Origin of the sequence: Planomicrobium sp. MB-3u-38 (assembly GCF_002836425.1) — a bacterium.
GTDB classification, from domain to species: Bacteria; Bacillota; Bacilli; order Bacillales_A; family Planococcaceae; genus Planococcus; species Planococcus okeanokoites.
The window spans coordinates 17,166-38,660 of record NZ_PJBO01000059.1; the positions used below are offsets into that span (position 1 = coordinate 17,166).

The 21,495-nt window shown below is 43.6% G+C and carries 18 protein-coding genes; 13 read left to right on the forward strand and 5 right to left on the reverse strand.

Features of this window, described 5'->3' with window-relative positions; genetic code table 11:
* The first annotated feature begins 348 nt into the window (after positions 1-348).
* From CXF70_RS10460 to CXF70_RS10470, 3 genes are all read left to right on the forward strand, one after another.
* Positions 349-3,774, forward strand: coding sequence for an Ig-like domain-containing protein (locus tag CXF70_RS10460; RefSeq protein WP_101802616.1), 3,426 nt, complete (start codon positions 349-351; stop codon positions 3,772-3,774).
* A gap of 498 nt (positions 3,775-4,272) precedes the next feature.
* Entirely contained in the window at positions 4,273-5,337 is a 1,065-nt protein-coding gene (locus CXF70_RS10465) for an alpha/beta hydrolase (protein WP_158241181.1), read from the forward strand.
* Positions 5,338-5,580: 243 nt separating this feature from the next.
* Positions 5,581-5,895, forward strand: coding sequence for a YrhK family protein (locus CXF70_RS10470; protein ID WP_101802618.1), 315 nt, complete (start codon positions 5,581-5,583; stop codon positions 5,893-5,895).
* A gap of 110 nt (positions 5,896-6,005) precedes the next feature.
* Here the strand turns inward: CXF70_RS10470 and CXF70_RS10475 are convergent, their stop codons facing one another.
* A complete protein-coding gene (locus tag CXF70_RS10475; RefSeq protein WP_101802619.1) occupies positions 6,006-6,404 on the reverse strand; it encodes a VOC family protein in 399 nt (132 codons plus the stop codon).
* A 216-nt stretch (positions 6,405-6,620) separates the two neighbouring features.
* On the reverse strand, positions 6,621-6,782 hold the full coding sequence (locus CXF70_RS18180) for a hypothetical protein (RefSeq protein WP_158241182.1): 162 nt from the start codon (positions 6,780-6,782) through the stop codon (positions 6,621-6,623).
* A 215-nt stretch (positions 6,783-6,997) separates the two neighbouring features.
* Between CXF70_RS18180 and CXF70_RS10480 the strand changes: the two genes are divergently transcribed.
* Entirely contained in the window at positions 6,998-7,483 is a 486-nt protein-coding gene (locus CXF70_RS10480; protein WP_101802620.1) for a GyrI-like domain-containing protein, read from the forward strand.
* 244 nt (positions 7,484-7,727) lie between these two features.
* Here the strand turns inward: CXF70_RS10480 and CXF70_RS10485 are convergent, their stop codons facing one another.
* Complete coding sequence (locus CXF70_RS10485) at positions 7,728-8,240, reverse strand: hypothetical protein (RefSeq protein WP_101802621.1); 513 nt, start codon at positions 8,238-8,240, stop codon at positions 7,728-7,730.
* Between the two features lie 23 nt (positions 8,241-8,263).
* The gene (locus CXF70_RS10490) at positions 8,264-9,631 is read right to left on the reverse strand and encodes a tetratricopeptide repeat protein (protein ID WP_101802622.1); all 1,368 of its coding nucleotides are present in this window, start codon (positions 9,629-9,631) and stop codon (positions 8,264-8,266) included.
* A 312-nt stretch (positions 9,632-9,943) separates the two neighbouring features.
* On the opposite strand from CXF70_RS10490, the gene CXF70_RS10495 reads away from it, so the two are divergent.
* Positions 9,944-11,512, forward strand: a complete 1,569-nt coding sequence (locus CXF70_RS10495; RefSeq protein WP_145990721.1) for a D-alanyl-D-alanine carboxypeptidase family protein — start codon at positions 9,944-9,946, stop codon at positions 11,510-11,512.
* Positions 11,513-12,017: 505 nt separating this feature from the next.
* Here the strand turns inward: CXF70_RS10495 and CXF70_RS10500 are convergent.
* Positions 12,018-12,617, reverse strand: coding sequence for a DsbA family oxidoreductase (locus CXF70_RS10500; RefSeq protein ID WP_199172822.1), 600 nt, complete (start codon positions 12,615-12,617; stop codon positions 12,018-12,020).
* A 663-nt stretch (positions 12,618-13,280) separates the two neighbouring features.
* Between CXF70_RS10500 and CXF70_RS10505 the strand changes: the two genes are divergently transcribed.
* The 8 genes from CXF70_RS10505 (at position 13,281) to CXF70_RS10530 (ending at position 21,491) form a co-directional block, all read left to right on the forward strand.
* Positions 13,281-14,249, forward strand: a complete 969-nt coding sequence (locus CXF70_RS10505; RefSeq protein ID WP_101802624.1) for an S-layer homology domain-containing protein — start codon at positions 13,281-13,283, stop codon at positions 14,247-14,249.
* Positions 14,250-14,356: 107 nt separating this feature from the next.
* On the forward strand, positions 14,357-15,385 hold the full coding sequence (locus tag CXF70_RS10510) for a threonine aldolase family protein (protein WP_101802625.1): 1,029 nt from the start codon (positions 14,357-14,359) through the stop codon (positions 15,383-15,385).
* A gap of 162 nt (positions 15,386-15,547) precedes the next feature.
* Entirely contained in the window at positions 15,548-15,685 is a 138-nt protein-coding gene (locus CXF70_RS18185; protein WP_158241183.1) for a hypothetical protein, read from the forward strand.
* A 198-nt stretch (positions 15,686-15,883) separates the two neighbouring features.
* On the forward strand, positions 15,884-16,957 hold the full coding sequence (locus tag CXF70_RS10515; protein WP_101802718.1) for a C45 family autoproteolytic acyltransferase/hydrolase: 1,074 nt from the start codon (positions 15,884-15,886) through the stop codon (positions 16,955-16,957).
* A gap of 835 nt (positions 16,958-17,792) precedes the next feature.
* Entirely contained in the window at positions 17,793-19,184 is a 1,392-nt protein-coding gene (locus CXF70_RS10520; protein WP_101802626.1) for an alanine/glycine:cation symporter family protein, read from the forward strand.
* A gap of 518 nt (positions 19,185-19,702) precedes the next feature.
* Complete coding sequence (locus tag CXF70_RS10525) at positions 19,703-20,104, forward strand: hypothetical protein (protein WP_101802719.1); 402 nt, start codon at positions 19,703-19,705, stop codon at positions 20,102-20,104.
* Positions 20,105-20,265: 161 nt separating this feature from the next.
* Positions 20,266-20,430: a hypothetical protein gene (locus CXF70_RS18365; RefSeq protein ID WP_199172818.1), complete on the forward strand. Its 165-nt coding sequence runs from the start codon at positions 20,266-20,268 to the stop codon at positions 20,428-20,430.
* Positions 20,431-20,891: 461 nt separating this feature from the next.
* Positions 20,892-21,491 carry a sugar transferase gene (locus tag CXF70_RS10530; RefSeq protein WP_101802627.1) on the forward strand — a complete coding sequence of 200 codons (600 nt, stop codon included), beginning with the start codon at positions 20,892-20,894 and terminating at the stop codon, positions 21,489-21,491.
* Positions 21,492-21,495 lie beyond the last annotated feature (4 nt).

Genomic DNA, 21,495 nt, shown 5'->3' on the forward strand with positions numbered 1-21,495 from the left:
AAATTAATTATTACATGAGAAACTCCTAGGAAAGATTTTTATCACGGGTTAAGTTCAATCCGGAATATGTATTATATTGTAAAAATAAGTGATATAATAACTAATGATTTTACAGATAGCTGATTATTTTAGTTGCTTGTTAAATTAATTATATTAAGTAAAAAGTCACCGGTTAGAGAAGGAGGAGTCAAAATTAAGTTAAGTAATAAGATTCCATTATTCTTAACTTCTACACGAAGTATACATAATTGAGAAAATATATTATGGATAAAATTTTGAGGTGTCATTTGGGTTACAAAATTATTAATTGCAATTATTGAGGATTTTACTACATTAGCGGAGGCAATCATGAAGAAACTATCATTTTTAATTATATTTATTATGTTTATTAACTTAGCAATACCGAAAGTTCAAGCGAATGAGTCAGGTACTATTTTAGGAGGAATTATCAATTCAGATACGATATTAACGGCCGCAAATTCGCCTTACTTTTTAACCAAAGACCTTCAATTAGCAGAAGGAGTTAAACTAACAATCGAAGAGGGAGTAACAATTGATGGAAAGGGATTTTCTTTAACTGCTTGGGGAGCTTTGGATATAAGAGGGACGAGCAATCAGGTTGTTAAAATTAACAACCTGCACATCAACACAGGAAGTCAAAGTTATTATAGTCAAGAATTACCACCTACTATTGACATTCAATTTGCTCATATTCAAGGGGGGAGTTTGTTGAATCCTGGAGGAAGTACTGGAGTAGGAAATTTGAGTCTTCGAGACAGCGTGATAAAAGAGGTTGAAGAGTATAAGTATTCTTATATTTGGTATCCTACAGAAGATGTATACATTGAAAGGAATATTTTTTTAAATGCAGGAAAATTAGATATAGGAATTGATAGCGATATCAAAGTCTATATAAATAACAATGTTTTTTATAATGATAGAGAGAGATCATATTATAATGATGCTGATATTGTCAACTGGGTTTCCTACAGTGAATCAGAAGTACTTGTAAGAAATAATAGTTTTCTATCTCCCGAAGGTTTTTCATTAAAGCTAAAAGAAGGATATGATCAAACGGCTATAGATGGTAGAGAAAACTATTGGGGAACTGTTGATGAGACAGAAATCAGTAATAAAATATTTGATAAAAATGATGACCTAAGAGCCGCTTCATATATTGAGTATCAGCCATATTTAGAAGAACCTCATAAAGATACACCTGAATTTCATTATATGAAAATCCCATTACCAACTGTTTTCACTGTATACGATTATTCTACAGTAGTAGAGGGACATCTTGGTATAAAGATTGCAAGTGGAAAAGTTATAGTGAAAGACTGGGCTGGAGAGGTTTTGGGTGTTCAAGAAGGTTATGATGGAGTAACTGATTTTAAGGTTTCAATTCCTAAACAGCATGCAGAGATTCCTTTGTATGTGACAATAGTAGATCAACATGGAAACGAAAGTGAGCCCTACGAGTTACTTGTTGAGGATGGAACTCCTCCGAAAGCGCCAACTGTCTACCCAATGACAGATGTATCGCTCGATATAAGTGGGAAGACGGAACCGTACATTTCAGTGAAATCAGTAAGTTCGGAGGGAAAATTCTTAGGTGAAACCCAATCCGATATGGATGGAGAATTTGTTATTCCAATTGAGATGCAAAAAGCAGGAACAAAGATTATTGTTACTGCTATGGACTACATGTCAAATGTTAGTGATGAAACAAGTGTGATTGTTCAGGATAGTACACTGCCTTTAATACCAAGTTTTGAACCTATTACAGATCAGACAACTCAAATTATAGGTAAAGCTGAGGCAATGTCGACCATAATAGTGACAGATAAAGATGGAATAAGACTTTATAGTGCGGTGGTTAAACAAGATGGAAGTTATTTAATTCCTATTGATAAACAAGATTCACAAAAAGTTCTTTATATCTTCGCTGAAGATACAGCCGGAAATCAAAGTGACAAAGTAGAAATAGTGGTCATAGATGCTACAAAGCCACTGGCCCCTAAGGTAGATGAAGTAAATGATAAGTCTGAAAAAATTACTGGAAAAGCCGAAGCAGATTCTTCAATTCAAGTAAAATCGGGTTCTACAGAAATCGGAATGGCAACAGCCAATGTAGATGGAACATTCACTGTTAGCATTCCTAAACAAAAAGCTGAAACTAAGCTATTTATTACTGCAACTGACGCAGCGGGAAACAGGAGTGATATTACTGAAATTATAGTTTTAGATACTACTGTACCTGCAATTCCCGTAGTTGACGAAGTCACAGATCAATCAGTAGAAGTGACTGGAACTGCTGAAGCTGCAGTACAGATTTCTGTTAAAGCCGGTGATTCAGTTATCGGTACATCGATAGTCAAAACAGATGGAACATATGCAGTATCGATTCCGTTACAAAAAGCAGGGACTAAGTTGAGCATAACAGCGACTGATGCAGCTGGAAATATCAGTACTGCAATTGAAATTGCGGTCCTAGATGTAACAGAACCAGCAGCGCCAACAGTTAATGAAGTCACAGACAAATCGACAACGGTGACAGGTACTGCTGAGGTAAATGCTTTAATATCTGTTAAATTAGGAAGTACAGTTCTTGGAGAAACGAAAGTTGAAGTTGATGGCACCTATGCAGTATTGATTGCTAAACAAAAAGCAGAAACAAAGTTGAGTGTTACAGCAAAAGATTCTACAGGTAATATTAGTTCTGCTAAGGACGTTATAGTTCTTGATGTCACAGCACCAACAGCACCGACTGTAAACAAAGTGACCGATCAATCTACAATAGTTGGAGGAGTTGCTGAAGCCGCATCGCAGATTTCTGTTAAAGTGGGGAATTCATTGATCGGTACATCGGCAGCCAAGGATGACGGAACGTATTCTGTTTCAATTCCGAAACAAAAAGCGGGAACGGTTATAGCTATCAAAGCAACTGATAAAGCAGGAAATATCAGTGCTGTAAAACAAGTCAGTATTCTTGATGGCACACCACCATCCATTGCAGTGATTAATAAAATCACTCATCATTCAACACGTGTAATCGGAACAGCTGAAGCAGATGCAAAAATTGAGGTTCTTGCTGGAACGAAATCCATCGGAACGGCGAATGCTGATTCTGCTGGCAAGTATGAAGTGACTATTGCTAAACAAAAAGTCGGTACTAAGTTATCAGTTGTGGCAACGGATGCTGCAGGAAACAGCAGTAAGCCGATACTTGTTACAGTTGCTGATGGCAACTACCCTGACTTGAAAATTACACACTGGGCATTAGAAGAGATTATGTATCTAGCTGACGACCAAATAATTGGCGGATATCCAAATGGCGAGTTCCAATCTGAAAAGAAAACGACACGTGCAGAAGCAGCTAAAATGCTGGTTTTAGCTTTGGATCTTCCTCTTAACGATGTATCTTCTGGCTATAAAGATGTTACAAGTAAACACTGGGCGAAGAATTACATTGCAGCTGCATCTAAAGCAGGTTTGTTCAATGGTAATCCGGACGGCACATTCGCACCGGATAAAACGCTGAAACGATCAGAAATGGCGAAAATTATCAGCATCGCCTATGACTTTAAAGCAAGTGGCCAAAATCATTTCACTGACGTGAAATCTGGCTACTGGGCAAAAGGCTATATTTCCGGCCTATATGATAACGGCATCACAACCGGCTATCCAGACGATACATTCCGCGCCGAGGAATCGACTACCAGAGCGGAGTTTTCTGTATTTCTGGCAAGAGCGTTGAATAGTGAATTTAGATAATTGGTATTGGAAACAGCTTGGACTTTTAGTCTGGGCTGTTTTTATATCTACTAATTAAACACATTAGTGGATACTCAAAAAAGAATAAACTGAATTTAAATGGTTATTTATTACAATTGAGTATATGATGTAGAAATAAGGTGAATGATAAGTTTCCTGCGCATCGCTCCTTTTTTCGGACACAACTCAGTTTAATCATGACAATTAGATCCATCAGAAGCTGCCTCCCAAAAACCTAATGGTTTTTGGGAGGCAGCTTCTCTCTATAGAGCCGGCAAATTATGAATACGTGTAGGTTTATATGGAGATATTCAGGTCAATATAAGTATATATAGGTATTTTTTCTATGCAAAATTGAATTTGGTAAAATATATAATTTTTTTGGAGCGCTGTTTATTAAAAGCAATAGCTTTTTTATTGTACAGAACCGTTATAAAAGGGCAGGTTCTATAGGTTTTTATTTTATAGCCCGGCTTTTGCCAAGGAGGGATGTCTGTTATGGAACATACGCAGGAAGAACTCACCGCAAGATTGAAAGACAATGTAACGTATTCAAAAAAAGGCAGCTTGAATATTATTAATAAGGAAATTCCTTTTGAGGAAGAGAGCCGCGGTTTGGATCCAAGGGTGAGGAACTTTCTGGCAAATGAGGTCGACCCGAATGCAAGACGTCCGCTCACAATCGATGACCTGGAGATTACTCGGAGCAAAACAGAAGTGAATAATAAAGATTTAAGCCGAGGCATCCGTTCGGAAAATGCGAAGTTTGTTTATGCGGATCATGAAGTTCCGTTAGGGATCTATAACCAGACAGAGGAAAAAAAGCCGGTCCTTATTTATCTTCATGGCGGCGGATTCTTTGAGCGGGATGTAGAGGTTATGGAGAATATATGCAAACTGTTGGCGCAAGAGGCCAATGCGGTAGTAGTAGGTGTAAACTATCGCCTTGCCCCAGAGCACCCTTATCAGGAAGGGGTGGACGACTGTCTGGAAACAGTGCGCTATATTTACGGAAACCCGGAAAAGTTTAATGTGGATGCTGAAAAAATCGGTCTTGTCGGAGACAGCGTAGGTGGCAATTTTGCACTGGGCGTGCATCAATTAAGTGAAGAGGAAGAGTGGAAGATAAGTTACATAGGGCTGTTGTGTCCACTGGTGGATTTATCTGACGTCTCCCGGAATACCTGGAATATCAACCACTACGACACGACTAAGGATTACGACTTGATCTATCAGGAGCTTGTGACCATGAAGGACTCGCTTCTTTTCATTCAGTCGCTGTATCTTACAAATTTAGAAGATGTGCTGCTGCCGCTCGTTTCTCCTTTACTGCGCGAAGTAAAAACTACCCTGCCGCCAATCACGCTCGTGACGGCAGAATTCGATTTTCTGCGCATTCAGGGAGAAGAGTTTTCAGCACAGCTGGTAAAAGCCGGCGTCCCGGTACGGCATATTGAATACAAAGGAATGGATCACGCCTTCGTTAGAAAGCTGGGCTATTATCCTCAAGCAGCGGATGCTATAAAAGAAATTGCCAGCCATTTTTTAGAGGAGCTGCGGTAAACTTTAATAAATTTGGATAAATAAACTCCCTCGCCTTGAACTGTTTGTTCAGGGTGGGGGAGTTTTGATTTTTATGCAGTTAATTTCCCCAATATTACTTTTATTTTATTTCTGTAAAAGAGGATTTAGAAGAAGGAGAATCGGTTATTTACGGAGAAACAAACTACAATCTTTCGGTGCTGGAACTCTTGGAGCCACTGGACTTATGCAGCAGGAGATTTTGGACATAGAGGAGGATTATTTATGCCGAGCATGAAAGACAGAGGAGATTATCTCGAAATTACAACTGGAGCCTCGCGGGTGATTTTTACGAAGCAGTGCAAACTCACAAGGACGATCAATGATTTGCTCGTCGGGATCTTCTTCGTGTTCGGCAGCTTGCTCAATTTTCTCGGAGCAGCGGAATTCTATGGCAATGTGCTGTATCTTCTCGGCAGTTCGATTTTAGCCGCCCGTGCCTTCTACAGCATCAGGGAAAACATTCGGGTGGAGCATGAAGTGAAGCAGCGGAGTTTTGATGAACCGGGAATTGAAGTGGAAGGTGCGAATTGGGATTGAAAGCAAAAGAACATCCGAAGCCAAGAGTAGTGCATTCTTGGAATCGGATGTTTTTTTAAAATCGCTTCCCTGCGCCAAACACAGTGAGTGCCTGGATTAAGCTCTTCCTATTAATGGGGAAGATTCAGTTGCCACGAAACTCCATAACGGTCATTCAGCCAGCCGAATTTCTTACTGAATCCATAATCGCCTATTGGCATAAGAGCTTGCCCGCCTTCGTTCAGTTTCTGATAAAGGCTGTCAATTTCTTCTTCCGTGCTGCAAGTGACATATAGTGAGAACGAAGGTGTGAAAGAGAACTCGTGTTTTATATTGCTGTCTATACACATGAATTCCTGGCCTTTCAGAGTGAAAGTTGCCTGCATAACAGTTCCTTCATCGCCCCCTTCATTTGGGCCATATCGAATGAGGTTTGAAATTGCTGAATCCTCAATCAGTGATGTGTAAAAATTCATTGCTTCTTCTGCTTTGCCCTCTTGAAACATTAAAAACGGCGTGACTTTTTCCATTATCAATCCACTCCTTTTAGTATCCTTATTTTATATTACTCCTTAACTATTCTATCCTTTCTACACTGAAACTGCGCGTTAGTTCAACAAGGCTTGTTAAATTCAGCTGAAATAAATATAAATATGTTTGCCTGCCTGGGAAATAAACCAAGATGGACTGCAAAAGCATCCGCTCCTAAGAGTAAAGAAATCTTAGGAGCGGATGCTTTCTGTCATCTATTCTTCGTCTTCGCTTTTCCGTTCTCTTTCTTCATCATCTTTCGGCTTGTAATCTTCTTTGTAAAAAGCCTGTTTCGCGCCTGAGACGATCTGCTGAGCTGCGTTGACATCCATTTCGTCTCCGGTCAACTCTTCATCCCGCTGTTTCTTATCGCTCATTTTGGCAGCTCCTTTCGTTTGATAGAGTTTAGTGTTTTATTTCCCATTTAGGTTATGAGATAAACGGTTCGTCGGCGATGCGAGATAAATGCTGAGTGTGTAATGAATGATCGTGTGTGAGAAGGAATAATTTCCTTGATTGTTGAATTTATTTTAAGAGGTGAGGGCTTTCGAAGCTTATTGGAAATTAGTGTGTATAAAAGGGAGGAATTTAATTGAGCTACAAGATTGTTACGCTGCCGTCCTATCGGGCAGTGGGGTTGAAATGGGAGGGAACGTTTGCTGAAATCGTGCCGGATTTAAAGAATGTTATTCGGCAGGCCAAAGAGCGTGCTGATGAATTGGAGCATAAGGTGAATCCCGGCGTTCAGCTTGGTTTATCGTATCATGTGGTCGAGGATGGTTTTGCGCATTACGCGGTGTATGAAGTGAGTGAGGAGCAGGAGATACCGGAGGGGATGGTTGAGATCTGGGTGCCGGAATGGACTTATGTGATGACGGCGCATCCCAAAGGCGAAGATGTCCAGCAGACGTATACGGATTTGCATCAGTGGCTGTTCGACAGCGAGTACACGGCATTGAGGGAAGCTGGTGTAGATTATTCTGATCCGTATATGCCGATCAAGCATGAGTATTATCCGGCGGACCAGGATCCGGATGATCCGCATTTTGAGGTTTATGTGCCGGTTGTGAGGAAGTGAATTGAGTCACAGTGTCATAGTGGATGCAAATAATCTTTTTAGAGATGGCGTCTTCCGTCGAGCTGCTGGTAGTAGCCGATATTACAGGAGATGCCTTTTTCTTTTTTCAGGATTGTTAAGAGCCTCATAACCATCAATTTCTGGTCAGGCAATAATCGAAACTTTTGAATACCGTAAAATAGTATAAATAAACAAAAAGAAAACCCGGGAATCGATTGGATTCCTGGGTGTATCTTCTACTCAATTAAGCTTTTGACCACGGTGGTGGTTGGATTCCTGCCATTTCGGTTTCTATTCCTATAGACCAAGGATTTGGCTGAATACCCGCTAGTTGTGGTTTTACCGACCAAGGATTTGGCTGAATACCCGCTAGTTGTGGTTTTACCGACCAAGGATTTGGCTGAATACCCGCTAGTTGTGGTTTTACTGACCAAGGATTTGGCTGAATACCCGCTAATTGTGGTTTTACTGACCAAGGATTTGGCTGAATACCCGCTAGTTGTGGTTTTACTGACCAAGGATTTGGCTGAATACCCGCTAACTGCGGTTTTACTGACCAAGGGTTTGGCTGAATACCTGCTAATTGTGATTTTACTGACCAAGGATTTGGCTGAATACCAGCTGTTTCGACTGCTATTGCAGCAAATTCTTTTGAAGTTGAACTATTAATTTCGGATGAAGTTAATCCATCGGCCGCTAGTACGCCGACCAGTCCGAATGTGAAGACCGCTAAAGTTAAACCGACTTTTTTTATCATGTTCATGTTACCCCCATTTTAGATTAATTAATAGATATTGCTTTTCTGTAAATTTCTCCGGATTTCCGGTATAGCTCCATTGCTTTTTCTTTCTGATCAACATTGCGGTAATAGTCAGCCACAAGTGTGCAATAGTATGCATGATCAATATCGTAACCATTTGTAGCGAAATGCGGAAGAACTTCCATTTCAGCAAGATACTCAAAGCGTTCATGATTCTCGTGGACCAGTGACTTCATCATATGGAATTGATTGAATACTTCAGCGATAATCTTATTGGATAGAGCACTTTCTTCCATGTCAATCGTAGTCCGAGTACCGAGTTCACACCATTGCAAGGCTGTATCTTTTCTGCCCAGCTCCCAGTTGGCTTTGATTAAGGTAGTATAGCATCGAAGTTCTTCAATTATGCTACCCGGTCCAATAAGTTCCAAACACTTTTCCGTATGACGGATCGTTGCTTCAAAATCTTGGAACTGGAAGTAAAAATAGCCAAAGTTGTATTCTACAATAAACTCAAGATCCGGCAGATTCACCTCTTCAACTACCTTCGCGGCCTTCGTCAAATAATTTAGACCATTTTTATAGTTGCGAGTTCTATGCTCTGCTAAACCTATACATACATTACATTCTGCTATTCTCTTTGGATAAAACATATCTTGATACAACTCTAGTGCTTTTTCCGAATAACGCACCGCGTCACGAGGTTTTACAAGTTGTGCTGAGGTGATGCCCAGTGTATAAAAAAGATCAGCCATTTCAGGTGAAGGTAAATCTAAAGGAGCGGCCGTTAAGCAGCCTTTATAAATATCCATTGCCTCTTGGTATTCACCTTCAGAATAATAAATGTTTCCTCTATATTTATTTAAGAAGAATAATTGATTAGAATTCATCAAATCTTTAAACTTATGAGCCTTTTTATACGTTTCTAAAGCTGCATTCACATCACCGGTAACGATGTAGTATCTGATGGTATGTATCAATAATTCAACACGGTAAACTTCTTTCAAATGATCTTTATTTTGGTTTTGAATAAAGTCAAACGCTTCAATCATTTTTGAGCGACTCTTGATATGAGTCAGTAATGATTTCAATTCTAAGATACCATTTTCTACTAAAGGCAGTACGAAAGGATCTGATGGGATTCCTAATCGAAGACAGAGCTTTTTATACACTTTGTCCTCTAGTGGAAATTGTTCCATTTCAGCTAGTCGTAAATTTTCTTGTGAAAGATTTCCTGCAGCAAGTTCTTTTAAAGATAACCCTTGCTCAATACGATGATATTTTACTCTCAAACCTCTACTGTAATTTTCAAATTCTGATTTGTATGTACCAACTCCTTCACTTCTATATACTGTAGAGCTTGAAGAAATTTCACGCAGCATAGTCATTAAATGACTTCCCCCTTGTAATGATAAACCACTTTCTCTATCTATTTCGGGTCTCTTAAGTTTTATTCCCTCAAATATTATACCATCTGGGTGAAATCAAACCACTAAATTTAATCAGTAAAATAGCCTATTTTCAATGACAATAGGCACTGTTAGAATTTCGATAATAAACCTTTATACCTATTTTATAATAAGCTTTTATTTTTTTCTTTATAAGCACTTATTAGAAGCTGTTCTTACCAAAATCATCACTATGATATAATTATTAATATTTTAATGGTTTATTAATTCTGATAATTTAGGAGGGCTCCTTTGGGAAAGCGAATTTTAATGGGTTCCGTATTAATGGGGCTGATCCTTGTCGCTGTGGTTCTAGTGATGACGAGGGAAACGGACAACACGCCGCCGGAAGTGCAGGGCGTTGAGAAGGATTTGTACAATGAAACGGTTACGCCGATTTTTGGTGAAGGCACCGGTGTGTTGAACGGCGAAGAGTTCTCTAGCGGTACGGCCATCTCGGAAGACGGCGCTTATACGCTGGAAGTGACGGACGAAAATGGGAATACGGCGGTGAAAGAATTTACGATTGACCAAACGGCGCCGGAAAAGCCAGCTGTAGGTGAAGTGGATGATAAGACGGAAACGATAGAAGGAAGTGCTGAGCCGAACAGCAAAGTGAAAGTGTGGTCGGATGAGGAACTTCTGGCGGTTGGGATGTCGGATGATGACGGTGGATTCAGTTTACCAGTGGCTGCTCTTGCTGGGGGTTCTGCAGTTTTTATTGCGGCGATCGATATGGCTAGGAACCAAAGCGCGATGACTGAGGTTGAAGTGCGCGACGTCACAGCGCCGGATGCGCCGGAAGTGACTGATATAACTGACAGCGATGACCGGATCGAAGGGCAGGCGGAGGCTCGCTCGACTGTTTTCATCTATGCGGGGGACGACAAGCTGGCTGAGCTGGAAGCGGAAGATGGGAAGTTTTCTGCTCCGGTTGAAAACTTAGCGGCTGGAAATGAGCTTAGTGTGTATGCCGTGGACGAGGCAGCCAATAAGAGTGAGGCGGTTACTGTGACAGTCAAAGATGGCACCGCGCCGGCTGTACCGGAAGTCAGTGCAGTGGCTGTTGGGGCGACGGCGGTTTCCGGGAAAGCGGAGGCGGGAGCTGTCGTTCGGGTTTTTGCGGGTGATGAGAAAATAGGCGAAACCGCTTCTGGTGTCGATGGTTTATTCGAGGTGAAAATTCCTCAGCAGGCGAGCGGGAAGGAGCTGGTGGTTACGGCCACTGATGCGGCTGGCAATAAAAGCGGTGCGCGGACTGTAAAAGTAGGTGAGGGCCAGGGAGCGGCGGTGGAGCCGACTTATATCGACGGCATTCTCGTCGCCAATAAAAAATACGGCCTTCCGCCAAGCTATGCGCCAGGCGTCGATCCGACAGCCCAGTCAGCGTTGAATCGGATGCTTGCGGATGCGGCGAAAGCCGGCCATGATTTGAGCATCATCAGTTCTTACCGGTCCTATTCATACCAGAAGGATTTGTATAATCGCTATGTAGCAACGCATGGCGAGGAACAGGCCAAGCGATTTGCGGCGCTGCCGGGTCACAGTGAACATCAGACCGGGCTGGCGTTTGACCTCGGCGGCACGGAAAGCGAGGGCGACTGGCTGAGCGGCTCGTTCGGCGATACGCCGGCTGGCAAGTGGCTCGCTTCAAATGCGCATGAATATGGTTTTATTGTGCGCTACCTGAAAGGCAAAGAAGCCATCACCGGCTACATTTACGAGCCGTGGCATTTCCGCTACCTGGGCGTCGAAAACGCGACGGCTGTTTATAACAGTGGATTGACGCTGGAGGAGTATTTGGGGATTAGCGGGAGGTAGGTTGTTGGTGGTAGGGGGAGGATATCGGGTGGAAATTGGCGAACGTCGATATAATCTTCTGAGTGTTGATATAATTTCCTGAGCGTTGATATAATTCGCTGAACGGAGATATAAATCGCTGAGCGTTGATATAATTCCCTGAACGCCCGATTAACTCACTGAACGCCTGAATAATTTTCTGAACACCCGAATAACTCGCTGAGCGCCTGAATATTTTTTTGAACGCCCGATTAATGCCCAGATTACGGATATCTCCTGATATTCAGACGCTAATATGAAAAAAATGATGTATAAAACCCTAAACAGCCCCCAATAAGGCGGCCATTCCTTCAAATATCAAATTCAAAAGACTGAATGGATGCTTTTCGCAGGCGAAAAGCGATGAAAGATCTGGCGACTGGTTTGGAACCAGTGCAGAATCTCCACAATAATTGCGTATATGAAAAAGCTGTCACCAGAAAGCCCATAGGGTTTCTGGTGACAGCTTTTCTTCTTGTTTCAAAGGTCACGCGTTAGCCGCTTCGTCCTCAGCAATCACTTGCTGCAAAGCCTGGACGAACAGCTCAGTCGGCTGGGCGCCGGTGAGGGCATATTTTTTATTGATCAGATAAAATGGCACACCGTTAACGCCGATCTGACGGCCTTCTTCTTCATCCGCGCGGACGGCATCCGTCATGTCGCCGCTGTCAAGCATCGCTTTGACGTCTTCACGGTTGAGGTCAACTTCGGCAGCGAGGTCCGCCAAGGTTTCGTGATCGCCGATGTGCTTGGACTCCGTGAAGTAGGCATGGAGAATGCGTTCGGTCATTTCGGCCATCAAGCCGTGTTCTTTCGCGAACATGGTCAGGCGATGGGCGTCGAAGGTGTTCGTCAGAATCAGTGTATCCATTTTATAATCCAGGCCGGATTCTTTCGCCATCTGGACCATATTATCAGTATTCGCTTTCGCTTGCTCGATTGTCATGCCGTATTTCTGGGCAAGTTTCTCGTGCATATTTTCTTTGATATCCCGCTCTATCGTCGGATCCAGCTCGAAGCTTCTGTACGTCACTTCGATTGGATGGTCAATCTTCTGAATGGCGTCTTCCAGACGCCGTTTGCCAATATAGCAGAACGGTCAAGCAAAGTCGGTCCACATTTCAATCTTCATGGTTAGATCCCTCCAAAAATGTTGTTAAGTAAAAGGATATAAGAAATTGGGGGAAATTACACGTGATTAGATTTGGAGGATGACTGCATCGATAAGTAGCTGGACGAGGGAGAAATGGACGAACGCGGATATAAATATTTGAACACGGATATAATTTTCTGAGCGCAGATATAAATCGTTGAAAGCGGATATAATTTTTTGAGCACCGATATATTCAACTGAATACGGATATCCGCTTTTATTGCCCCAATGGTGAGGGGAAAAGTCGCTCAAAATCAATATCGGGAAGACTATTCTTCACATATTAAGTTCAAAAGACTAGAATGGATGCTTTTCGCGGGCGAAAAGCGAAAAAGAGCAGGAAGGATCATTGTAAAGAAGTATGGTGATCGAAGAAAGGGAAGCTTTAACGCAATTTTTCAATCGTAAGCGAGCGGCAATAGGCTTTGTTACAAAAACAACTCTTGCATTACTATTTGGGTAAAGTTTCCGATTTTATTATTTAATAGGATATAATGAAAATCGTAGAAGAAACTAAAAATATGCTGAAGGAGACAACTATGACTGACAAAACGAAGACTCTTCTCAAAAAGCTGAATTTTTATAGCGGCAGCCGCATTGCTGTTCTTTATTTTCGCGGCAGCGCCGACCTCGGCCGCGTCGTCGTTCTCGGATGTTTCGAAGAGTTATTGGGCGTACAACGAGATTACGGAGCTGGCTGGTAAAGGCGTGATCAAAGGGCATACCGACGGCACATATCGGCCGAATGACGATGTGACGCGTGCGCAGAGCGCCATGATGATTGTTCGTGCGCTCGGCATCTCGACAGCCAATCGGCCGGACCCGAATTTCCAGGATGTAACGCCGAAGACGTCGGGTTACGCGGAAATTGCGGCGCTGGTTGACCTTGGTGTGTTTTCGAAGGATAAGAAATTCAATCCAACACAGCCGGCGACACGTGCGCAAGTTGCGAAGATCCTTGTAGAGGCTTTCGATTTGACTGGATCGGGTTCAGGCGTCAGGGCGTTTACGGATGTCTCGGCATCGCAGTGGTATTATTCCTATGTCGATACACTGGTCCATAATGGCATTACGACAGGCACGACAGATACGACATTCAGTCCGAATCAAAACGTCAGCCGCGTGCAGATGGCGGTATTCATCTACCGCAATTTGCATGCGGATGGGGTTCCGGTTGGCGAAACGGCGATGATGACCGAAGTGTTGAACCTGGTCAATCAGGAGCGGGCGAAAGTCGGCGCGCCTGCATTGAAATCGCATAAAGGTTTGCAGGATGCAGCGTTGCTGAAATCAAAAGACATGGCTGACAGGAATTATTTCAGCCACCAGTCGCCGACATATGGCAGTCCGTTTGATTTGCTTAAGTTACGCGGGATTTCGTACACAGCAGCTGGCGAAAACATCGCTGCTGGCCAACGGAGCGCTGAAAGCGTCATGACTTCATGGATGAACAGTCCAGGGCATAAGGCGAATATCTTGAACAAGGATTATACGCATTTAGGTGTTGGAATCTATAAAGGCGGCTCGTACGGCATTTACCATACGCAGTTGTTTATACGGCAGTAAGAGGGAAGACCACTTCAGGGATGGGGTGGTTTTTCTTTATTCTCATAAGTGATTGCAGGTTTACGATTCGGGAATCTCCTTTAAAATAAAGAAAGGAGGCGAACGCAATGACAACGAAAATGTTTGCAAGCGATAATAATTCAGGGATCCATCCCGCCATAATGGAAGCCATTGCTCGGGCGAACGACGGGCATGTGCCTGCTTATGGCAGCGATCAGTACACGGCTGCGGCCATAAAAAAGTTCAAGGGACATTTTGGGAAAGAGAGCAAAGTCGAGTTGGTTTTTAATGGCACCGGCGCGAATGTGACGGGACTGAAAGCGATGGTGCGGTCGCATCAGGCAATCATTTGCACGAACGGCGCGCATATCAATTCCGATGAAGGCGGCGCGGCGGAAGGGTTCATCGGCGGCAAATTGCTGACGGTCCCTTCGGCGGACGGCAAGCTGACGGTTGAAGGGATTGAGCGGCATTTGCACAATATCGGCAATCAGCAGCGGAGCCAGCCGAAAGCCGTTTCCATTTCGCAATGCACGGAATACGGGACGGTTTATACGATTGAGGAGATTAAAGAAATCACTCGTTTTGCGCATGCCAACGGACTTTATGTACATATGGACGGGGCGAGGCTGAGCAATGCGGCGGCTCATCTGGGTTGCAGTCTGGCTGAAATGACGGTGGATGCCGGCATCGGTATGTTGGCGTTTGGCGGAACGAAGAATGGCCTGATGATGGGGGAGGCCGTCGTTTGTTTTAATAAAGAGTTGTCCTCTGAGCTCAAATACATCCGTAAACAAGGAATGCAGCTGGGTTCGAAAATGCGTTTTATCGCTGCGCAATTCGAGCGCTTATTGACGGATGATTTGTGGCTGGACAATGCCCGCCACGCCAATAAGATGGCTGGGCTGCTTGCGGAAGGTTTGACAGAGTTCCCGGAAATTTCACTGACGCAGCCTGTCGAATCCAACGCTGTCTTTGTTTCATTGCCAAAAGCCCAGATTGAACGGCTTCAAGAAAAGCATTCGTTTGCGGTATGGAATGAAGGAAAGAATGAGATCCGGCTTGTCTGTTCTTTCGACACCTCTAAGGAAGATGTGGAAAACTTTCTTGCGGATGTCCGGAAGAGCTTTTCATAATTGCTACATATAAGGTGCGTGGAGACTTGGGTCTTCATGCATTTTTTGATGTGTGTAATGGATTGCCGGATGTTTATAGCCAGGCAGGAAGGGAATAAAGACGATAGAAATAGCTGAAGCTAATTCAAAATAACAGAAGAATTTCAATTTGGAGGTAATCGTATGAACAAGACAACTCAGGCAAAACACATGGACGAGCAGCAGGTCATTTTCTTCAAGAGCCAGGAAGATTTTGCAAAGGCTTTGAGAGAAAGCGCGGCTGAAGAAAACGGATTTATGGAAGAGCTGGGCGAAGAATAATAACGAAGCGAAGCAACTCCTATAGGGAGTGCTTTTTTATTTTCAGGGGAATTATTGGCTGAGCGATAGTTAGGTTTAGACATCTTTTTCATTTCCATCCTCCGTGATTTGGTGTTTAATCTGGAACAGAATTCTGTCCTTCCGGATCAGGATATTGATATGATGGATGGAGTAAAAAGAGGCGATGAGGTGGAGACGATGAGGAAGATACATAGCGATATTGTGCAGTTCCGTGGCAGCCATTTCGATTTGGGCTATTTGCACGGGCAGTATTTGAAGGATTCGATCACACTTGAGAACAGACGGAAGCAATGGACTGCGAAGCGGCCGCGATTTGAAATCGATGCGAATGAAACGATGGATGCGTTTCGGCAGTTTGCGCCTGGCGTCTGGGATGAGTTGCTGGGGATGCAGGAGAGTCTGGAGCTGCCGATGGAAGAGGTGCTGCGCGATTACGGCGGCTACCGGATTGATGCGCTGCCTTCGGGGTGTTCGATTGTAGTGGGCGATGATTTTCTGGTGCGTAATTATGATTTCCATCCGCAAACTTACGAAGGACGCTATGTTTTATTTCAGCCGACGGATGGGCATGGTTATGCGACGATTGGTCCGGCCCAGCGGATTACGGGCAGAATGGACGGCATGAACGAGAAAGGGCTGGCGATGGGCTATAATTTCACGCACCGCAAAAAGCCGGGCGACGGATTTGTGTGTTATACGATCGGCCGGATCATTTTGGAGACGTGCGCGAATGTGGATGAAGCGGTGGCGCTGTTGAAAGAGATTGCGCACCGGGGTTCGTTCAGTTATGTAATAAAGGACCGGTCGGGGAAGAGTGCGATAGTCGAGGCGAGCCCGCGTGCAGTCGATGTGCGGTCCGCGAATGTCTGCACGAATCATTTCGAGATTCAGCAGGCGGAGAACCGTAATTATTTGAAGGATTCTTATGAACGGCTTGAGGCGATGGCTGCTCGGCCTGACGATACAGGGGATGTGGCGCGGGCTTTCCGATTGTTGAATGATACGGATGGCGGCGTTTTCGCTAAGCAGTATAAGAGCTGGGCGGGGACGATTCATACGTCAGCGTATGTGCCGGAGAAGGGGCAAGCCTGGTTTGCGCTGGGCGGCGATCAGGAGCCGGAGGTGTTTGATTTTGACAGCTGGCTGGCTGGCGAAGAGTTAAGTGTGAGGAAAGTTTACGGCGAAGTGGATACGGATATCGGGTTTGGGCATTTGGATCGGCTTTATGGGCAGGTTGTTTCGAAAGGATAGCCCTGTTTTAGAGTGTGAGATAGGGTAAGTAAATTGTATAAAGGTTTTAGCGGCCCGTCGGCACGACGGGCCATGTTTTTTGTAATTGGGGTTTTGGGTTGGTTTTTGGTGAGGGCGGGAGCGGGGGCGGATATGCAGCTGAAATGTGTGAACGCCCGATTAAGTCGCTGAGCGCCGGAATAATTTTTTGAACGCCTGATTAAATCGCTGAGCGCCTGAATATCTTTCTGAACGCCCGATTAATCATCTGAGCGCCTGAATAATTTCTAATTTGAGATATCGGCGGGATTGTACTCAGGAATATAAAGAAAAGCGGTTGGAAAACTGCTACTGACTAAGGTGGGAATGAGTATTCCTTCAAATAGTAAGAGCAAAACCTCATAATGATTGCTTTTCGCAGGCGAAAAGCGAAAAAGAACAAAGAAATATAGGAGAGAATTGGCGAACGCCGATATAACTCGTTGAACGCCGATATAATTCGCTGAACGCCGATATAATTTCTGACCGGTCATACCTGGTGGTTTCAAAGCTTTTAATTTGAGAAAAAAGAGCAAAAAAAGCTGATGCTAACAAAATTACGTCTACTTTCCTTCAAAGAATAAGACCGAAATCCAAATTACATGCTTTTCGTAGGCGAAAAGCGAAAAAGAACAAACCAAAGCCAGTCGCCCAGCGGCTGGCTTTATTTATTTGCTGTCAATAGTCTTATTTGCGTTTCCGGCTGTCAGCATTTTGTAATTTCTTAACAAATTTCGATTCGATATGCCAATTACTGTTTACGCCTCAATTCCTGCGGGAAGAATTCGTTATCGTACATAATTGAGGGGGAAGTATTTTGGATCGTTTTTTGCAAGGAGTCGCTGATTTTTCAGCATGGTTATGGGGGATTCCGCTCATTACCATGTTATTGGCGGCAGGGCTTTATATGACGTTTAAGCTTGGATTTTTTCAGTTCCGTTATTTCGGATACATAATTGGACAGACGCTCGGCAGTATTTTCAAGAAGCCGAAAGGCGAAGGGACGGTCACGCCGCTGCAGGCGCTGACTTCAGCTTTGTCTTCAACTATTGGGGCGGCTAATATTGTCGGGGTGCCGGCGGCCATTATGTTTGGTGGACCCGGTGCTATATTTTGGATGTGGGTGATTGCCTTGATCGGCATGGCGCTCAAGTTTTCGGAGAGTGTGCTGGCGGTTGAGTACCGCGAGATCAATGGGAACGGCGAGTATGTTGGCGGACCCATGTATTACATGACGAAAGGTTTGAACATGAAGTGGCTGGGGATCTGGTTTTCATTCGCGTTGATGATTGAACTGATTCCAAGCATCATGGTGCAGGGGAATTCGGTGGCCAACACGGTGGAGGCGTCGTTTAATATTCCTCCGCTGTGGACAGGGATTGCGAGTGCGCTGCTGGTGTCGGTGGTCGTTTTCGGCGGCATTAAGCGCATCGGTAAGGTGACTGAGATTTTTGTGCCGTTTATGGCGCTGATTTATGTCGGCGGGGCATTTGTGATTCTTTTGATGAATGTCAGTGCGGTTCCGGAATTCTTCATGCTGATTTTCAGCAACGCATTTTCACCGGCGCCTGTGATGGGCGGTTTTGCCGGAGCGGCGATTGTGGAAGTGATTCGCTGGGGCTTTGCGCGCGGACTCTACTCCAATGAATCCGGACTCGGCACCGCGCCGATCGCCCATGCGGCGGCGACGACGGATCATCCGGTGCGCCAAGGGTTCTGGGCAGTCATCGGTGTGGTGATCGATACACTGATCGTCTGTACGGCGACCGCATTTGTGGTTTTATCTTCAGGCGTTTGGATGAAAGAAGGGGCGATGGAGAATTCATCGGCGCTAACAACGCTCGCGTTTGAAGCGTATTTCGGCGAATTCGGCGGTATCCTGGTAACGATCGCGCTTATTTTCTTCGTGTTTTCAACAATTCTGGTTGTCATCTTCTACGGCGCGAAGCAGGCTGAATTCCTGTTCGGCTTGAAAGCGTCGTATGGGATCCAAGTGGTTTATGTAGTGGCAGTCGTGTTGGGAGCTGTAGGTGCGGCTGAAGTGATCTGGGGCTTCCTGGACATCATGCTTGCAGCAATCCTTATCCCGAATTTAATCGCGATTCTGCTGCTGAGCAATAAAGTAAAACAACTGAAAACGGAATTCTTCACATCGGACAAGTACTATAAGAAAGATATGAAAGAGAAGAAAGCGGCTAAGTCGAATTAATAGTTTGCAATAAATATTATGAAACCAATTTAAATTATGCAAGAAAAATGCATGAGGATTTACATTCTGCAATAAAAGAATGAATCTTCATGCATTTTTATGCTTTATATTAAATTGTCATAATTGAACGTTTAATGGGTATTCCTTTCACTAACTAAAGTTTTTTTCGAAAAAAAACTTTTTAAAAAACATTATATTATAGTTGTTTTATAGTGACTCTTTGGAATGCGTTTTCAAAGAGGAATACAGCTAAGTCAGTGGAAGTAAGCTTTCATTCCCTTTTCAGAAACCTGCTCTGCGTATAGTCTTTAGACTGAAAGTATATAAGAAAAACGAAAAGATGTCTGAATTATAAGAATTTTATCCAGGTACTTTACATATTTTAGCTTGTAATATAGGTTAATGGTATCGGTATAAGAGATAATTGCTTATACAAATTTGCTCTTTATTGATAAGAGTTTATCATTTAGAGGGTTTAGGGTTACTCATTCATGTGGAGAATAGAAAGGGTGGACGAGATGGCTGGAAGTGATTCACAGGCGATGACGGCAGACAACGAGAAAGTTTTTATTGGCACCGAGGTGGAGTTGGATAGAAAGTTCTGGCAGCTTCACAAGAAACGTTTGATCAAAATGCGCAGGGATTCCGCTAACCGCGCTGGCTTGTCGGTGGATCTCGAAGTGCCTTTGAAGATTTTCCGTGATGAAGAGAAAGGTGTAAATGAGGCGGAAGTTTTTCTGGTGCCGGAAGAGCTGGCGGTTTTTACAAAAGCTTTCATCCAGCATTCTATTCTGCTGCCGACCAGTTACTCACAGCACCTGTCCATGGAGCGGGGAATGTATTGCCTGCGTTTGAAATCCGAGGAACCCTATGAAGATTTCGCTAATCGCCTGTCCAAAGCAGTCAGCAAGCTGGGCTAAGGAAAACGGCAAGTAATATACTTTATTTTTATAAGCTTTTATCAATAAGTCATTCAGGATTTACGCTTTACTTTCATATTTTATCTGTTGCTGGAAGTGGACTTCGATGCTGGCCATGGGATCAATGTATTTGGTGAACCATACTGAGGAGGATGAATCGGATGACTGTTATCGCGAATGAAGAAAAGAAAATGGATGGCGTTGTAAAGACTTATTTGGAAATATATGAGGAACACATCAAGGACTACAAACAATATAAACTGGAGAAAATCGCTGTCAGCATCGAAATGATGGAAGCACAGAATTTCGGTGATCTGACGAATTAAATAATAGAATAAAAACTGAGGGTCCGGCATATTGCCGGGCTCTTTTTTATTGAGAAAGAGGAGAAAGTATAATTCCTAAATTTTTTCAACCCCTATATTAAGAAGTTAAAGGCAGTCCACATTATTAAAGAAAGTAATCTGAGATATGGAGCAAAACAGCGAAGACTCCCAGGGGATTAGAACCTGAGTTGGCTTTCCAACTCAGGTTCGAGCGAAGTGCTGAGATCCACTCGGGCGAAGTGTAACGAGTCCGAGTTAGCTCAGTGCAAGCCCCCAGGAAAGCGAGCTGTTTAGCGTAATATCGATTAATAGAAAAATTTACACATCAAAATACCCATCAGAAATCCCTTTTTTGAGTATATTTTGTAGTGACACAGTGTAAAAGTAATGTTAAGATTATCTTTATTTATTAGAATTTTCAGTTATTTATGCAGAAGATTATCAAAGAAGGAGTGCAAACTATGTTCTCAATTTCTAAAAGGGTCTTCGATGTTTTATTATCATTAGCTGTAATCATTACGCTGTCCCCGGTTTTCCTGCTGTTGTTCATGTACATTAAAGTGGATTCGCCTGGGCCGATTCTTTTCAGGCAGAAGCGGGTCGGAAAAGGGAAAGAGGAATTCGAAATTCTGAAGTTCCGAACGATGAAGATTGACGCGCCGAAAGATATGCCTACGCATCTTCTCGATAAACCGGAAGCTTACATAACAAGGTCAGGGAAGTTCCTGCGAAAAACAAGTCTCGACGAACTGCCCCAATTCTTCAATATCCTGAAAGGGGACATGAGCCTGATCGGTCCGCGGCCGGCGCTGTGGAATCAGTTTGATCTGATTGAGGAGCGGGATAAATATAAAGCCAATGATGTGATGCCGGGTTTGACTGGCTTGGCGCAGATCAACGGTCGGGATGAGCTGCCGATCGAGATGAAAGCCAAGATTGACGGTGGGTACGTGGAGCATATGACGATGCTGCTGGATATGAAGATTTTGGTCTGGACATTTGTCTATGTATTCAAGAGTGAAGGGGTCAGGGAAGGGGAAAAAGCGACGAAGAAATTATAAAGGA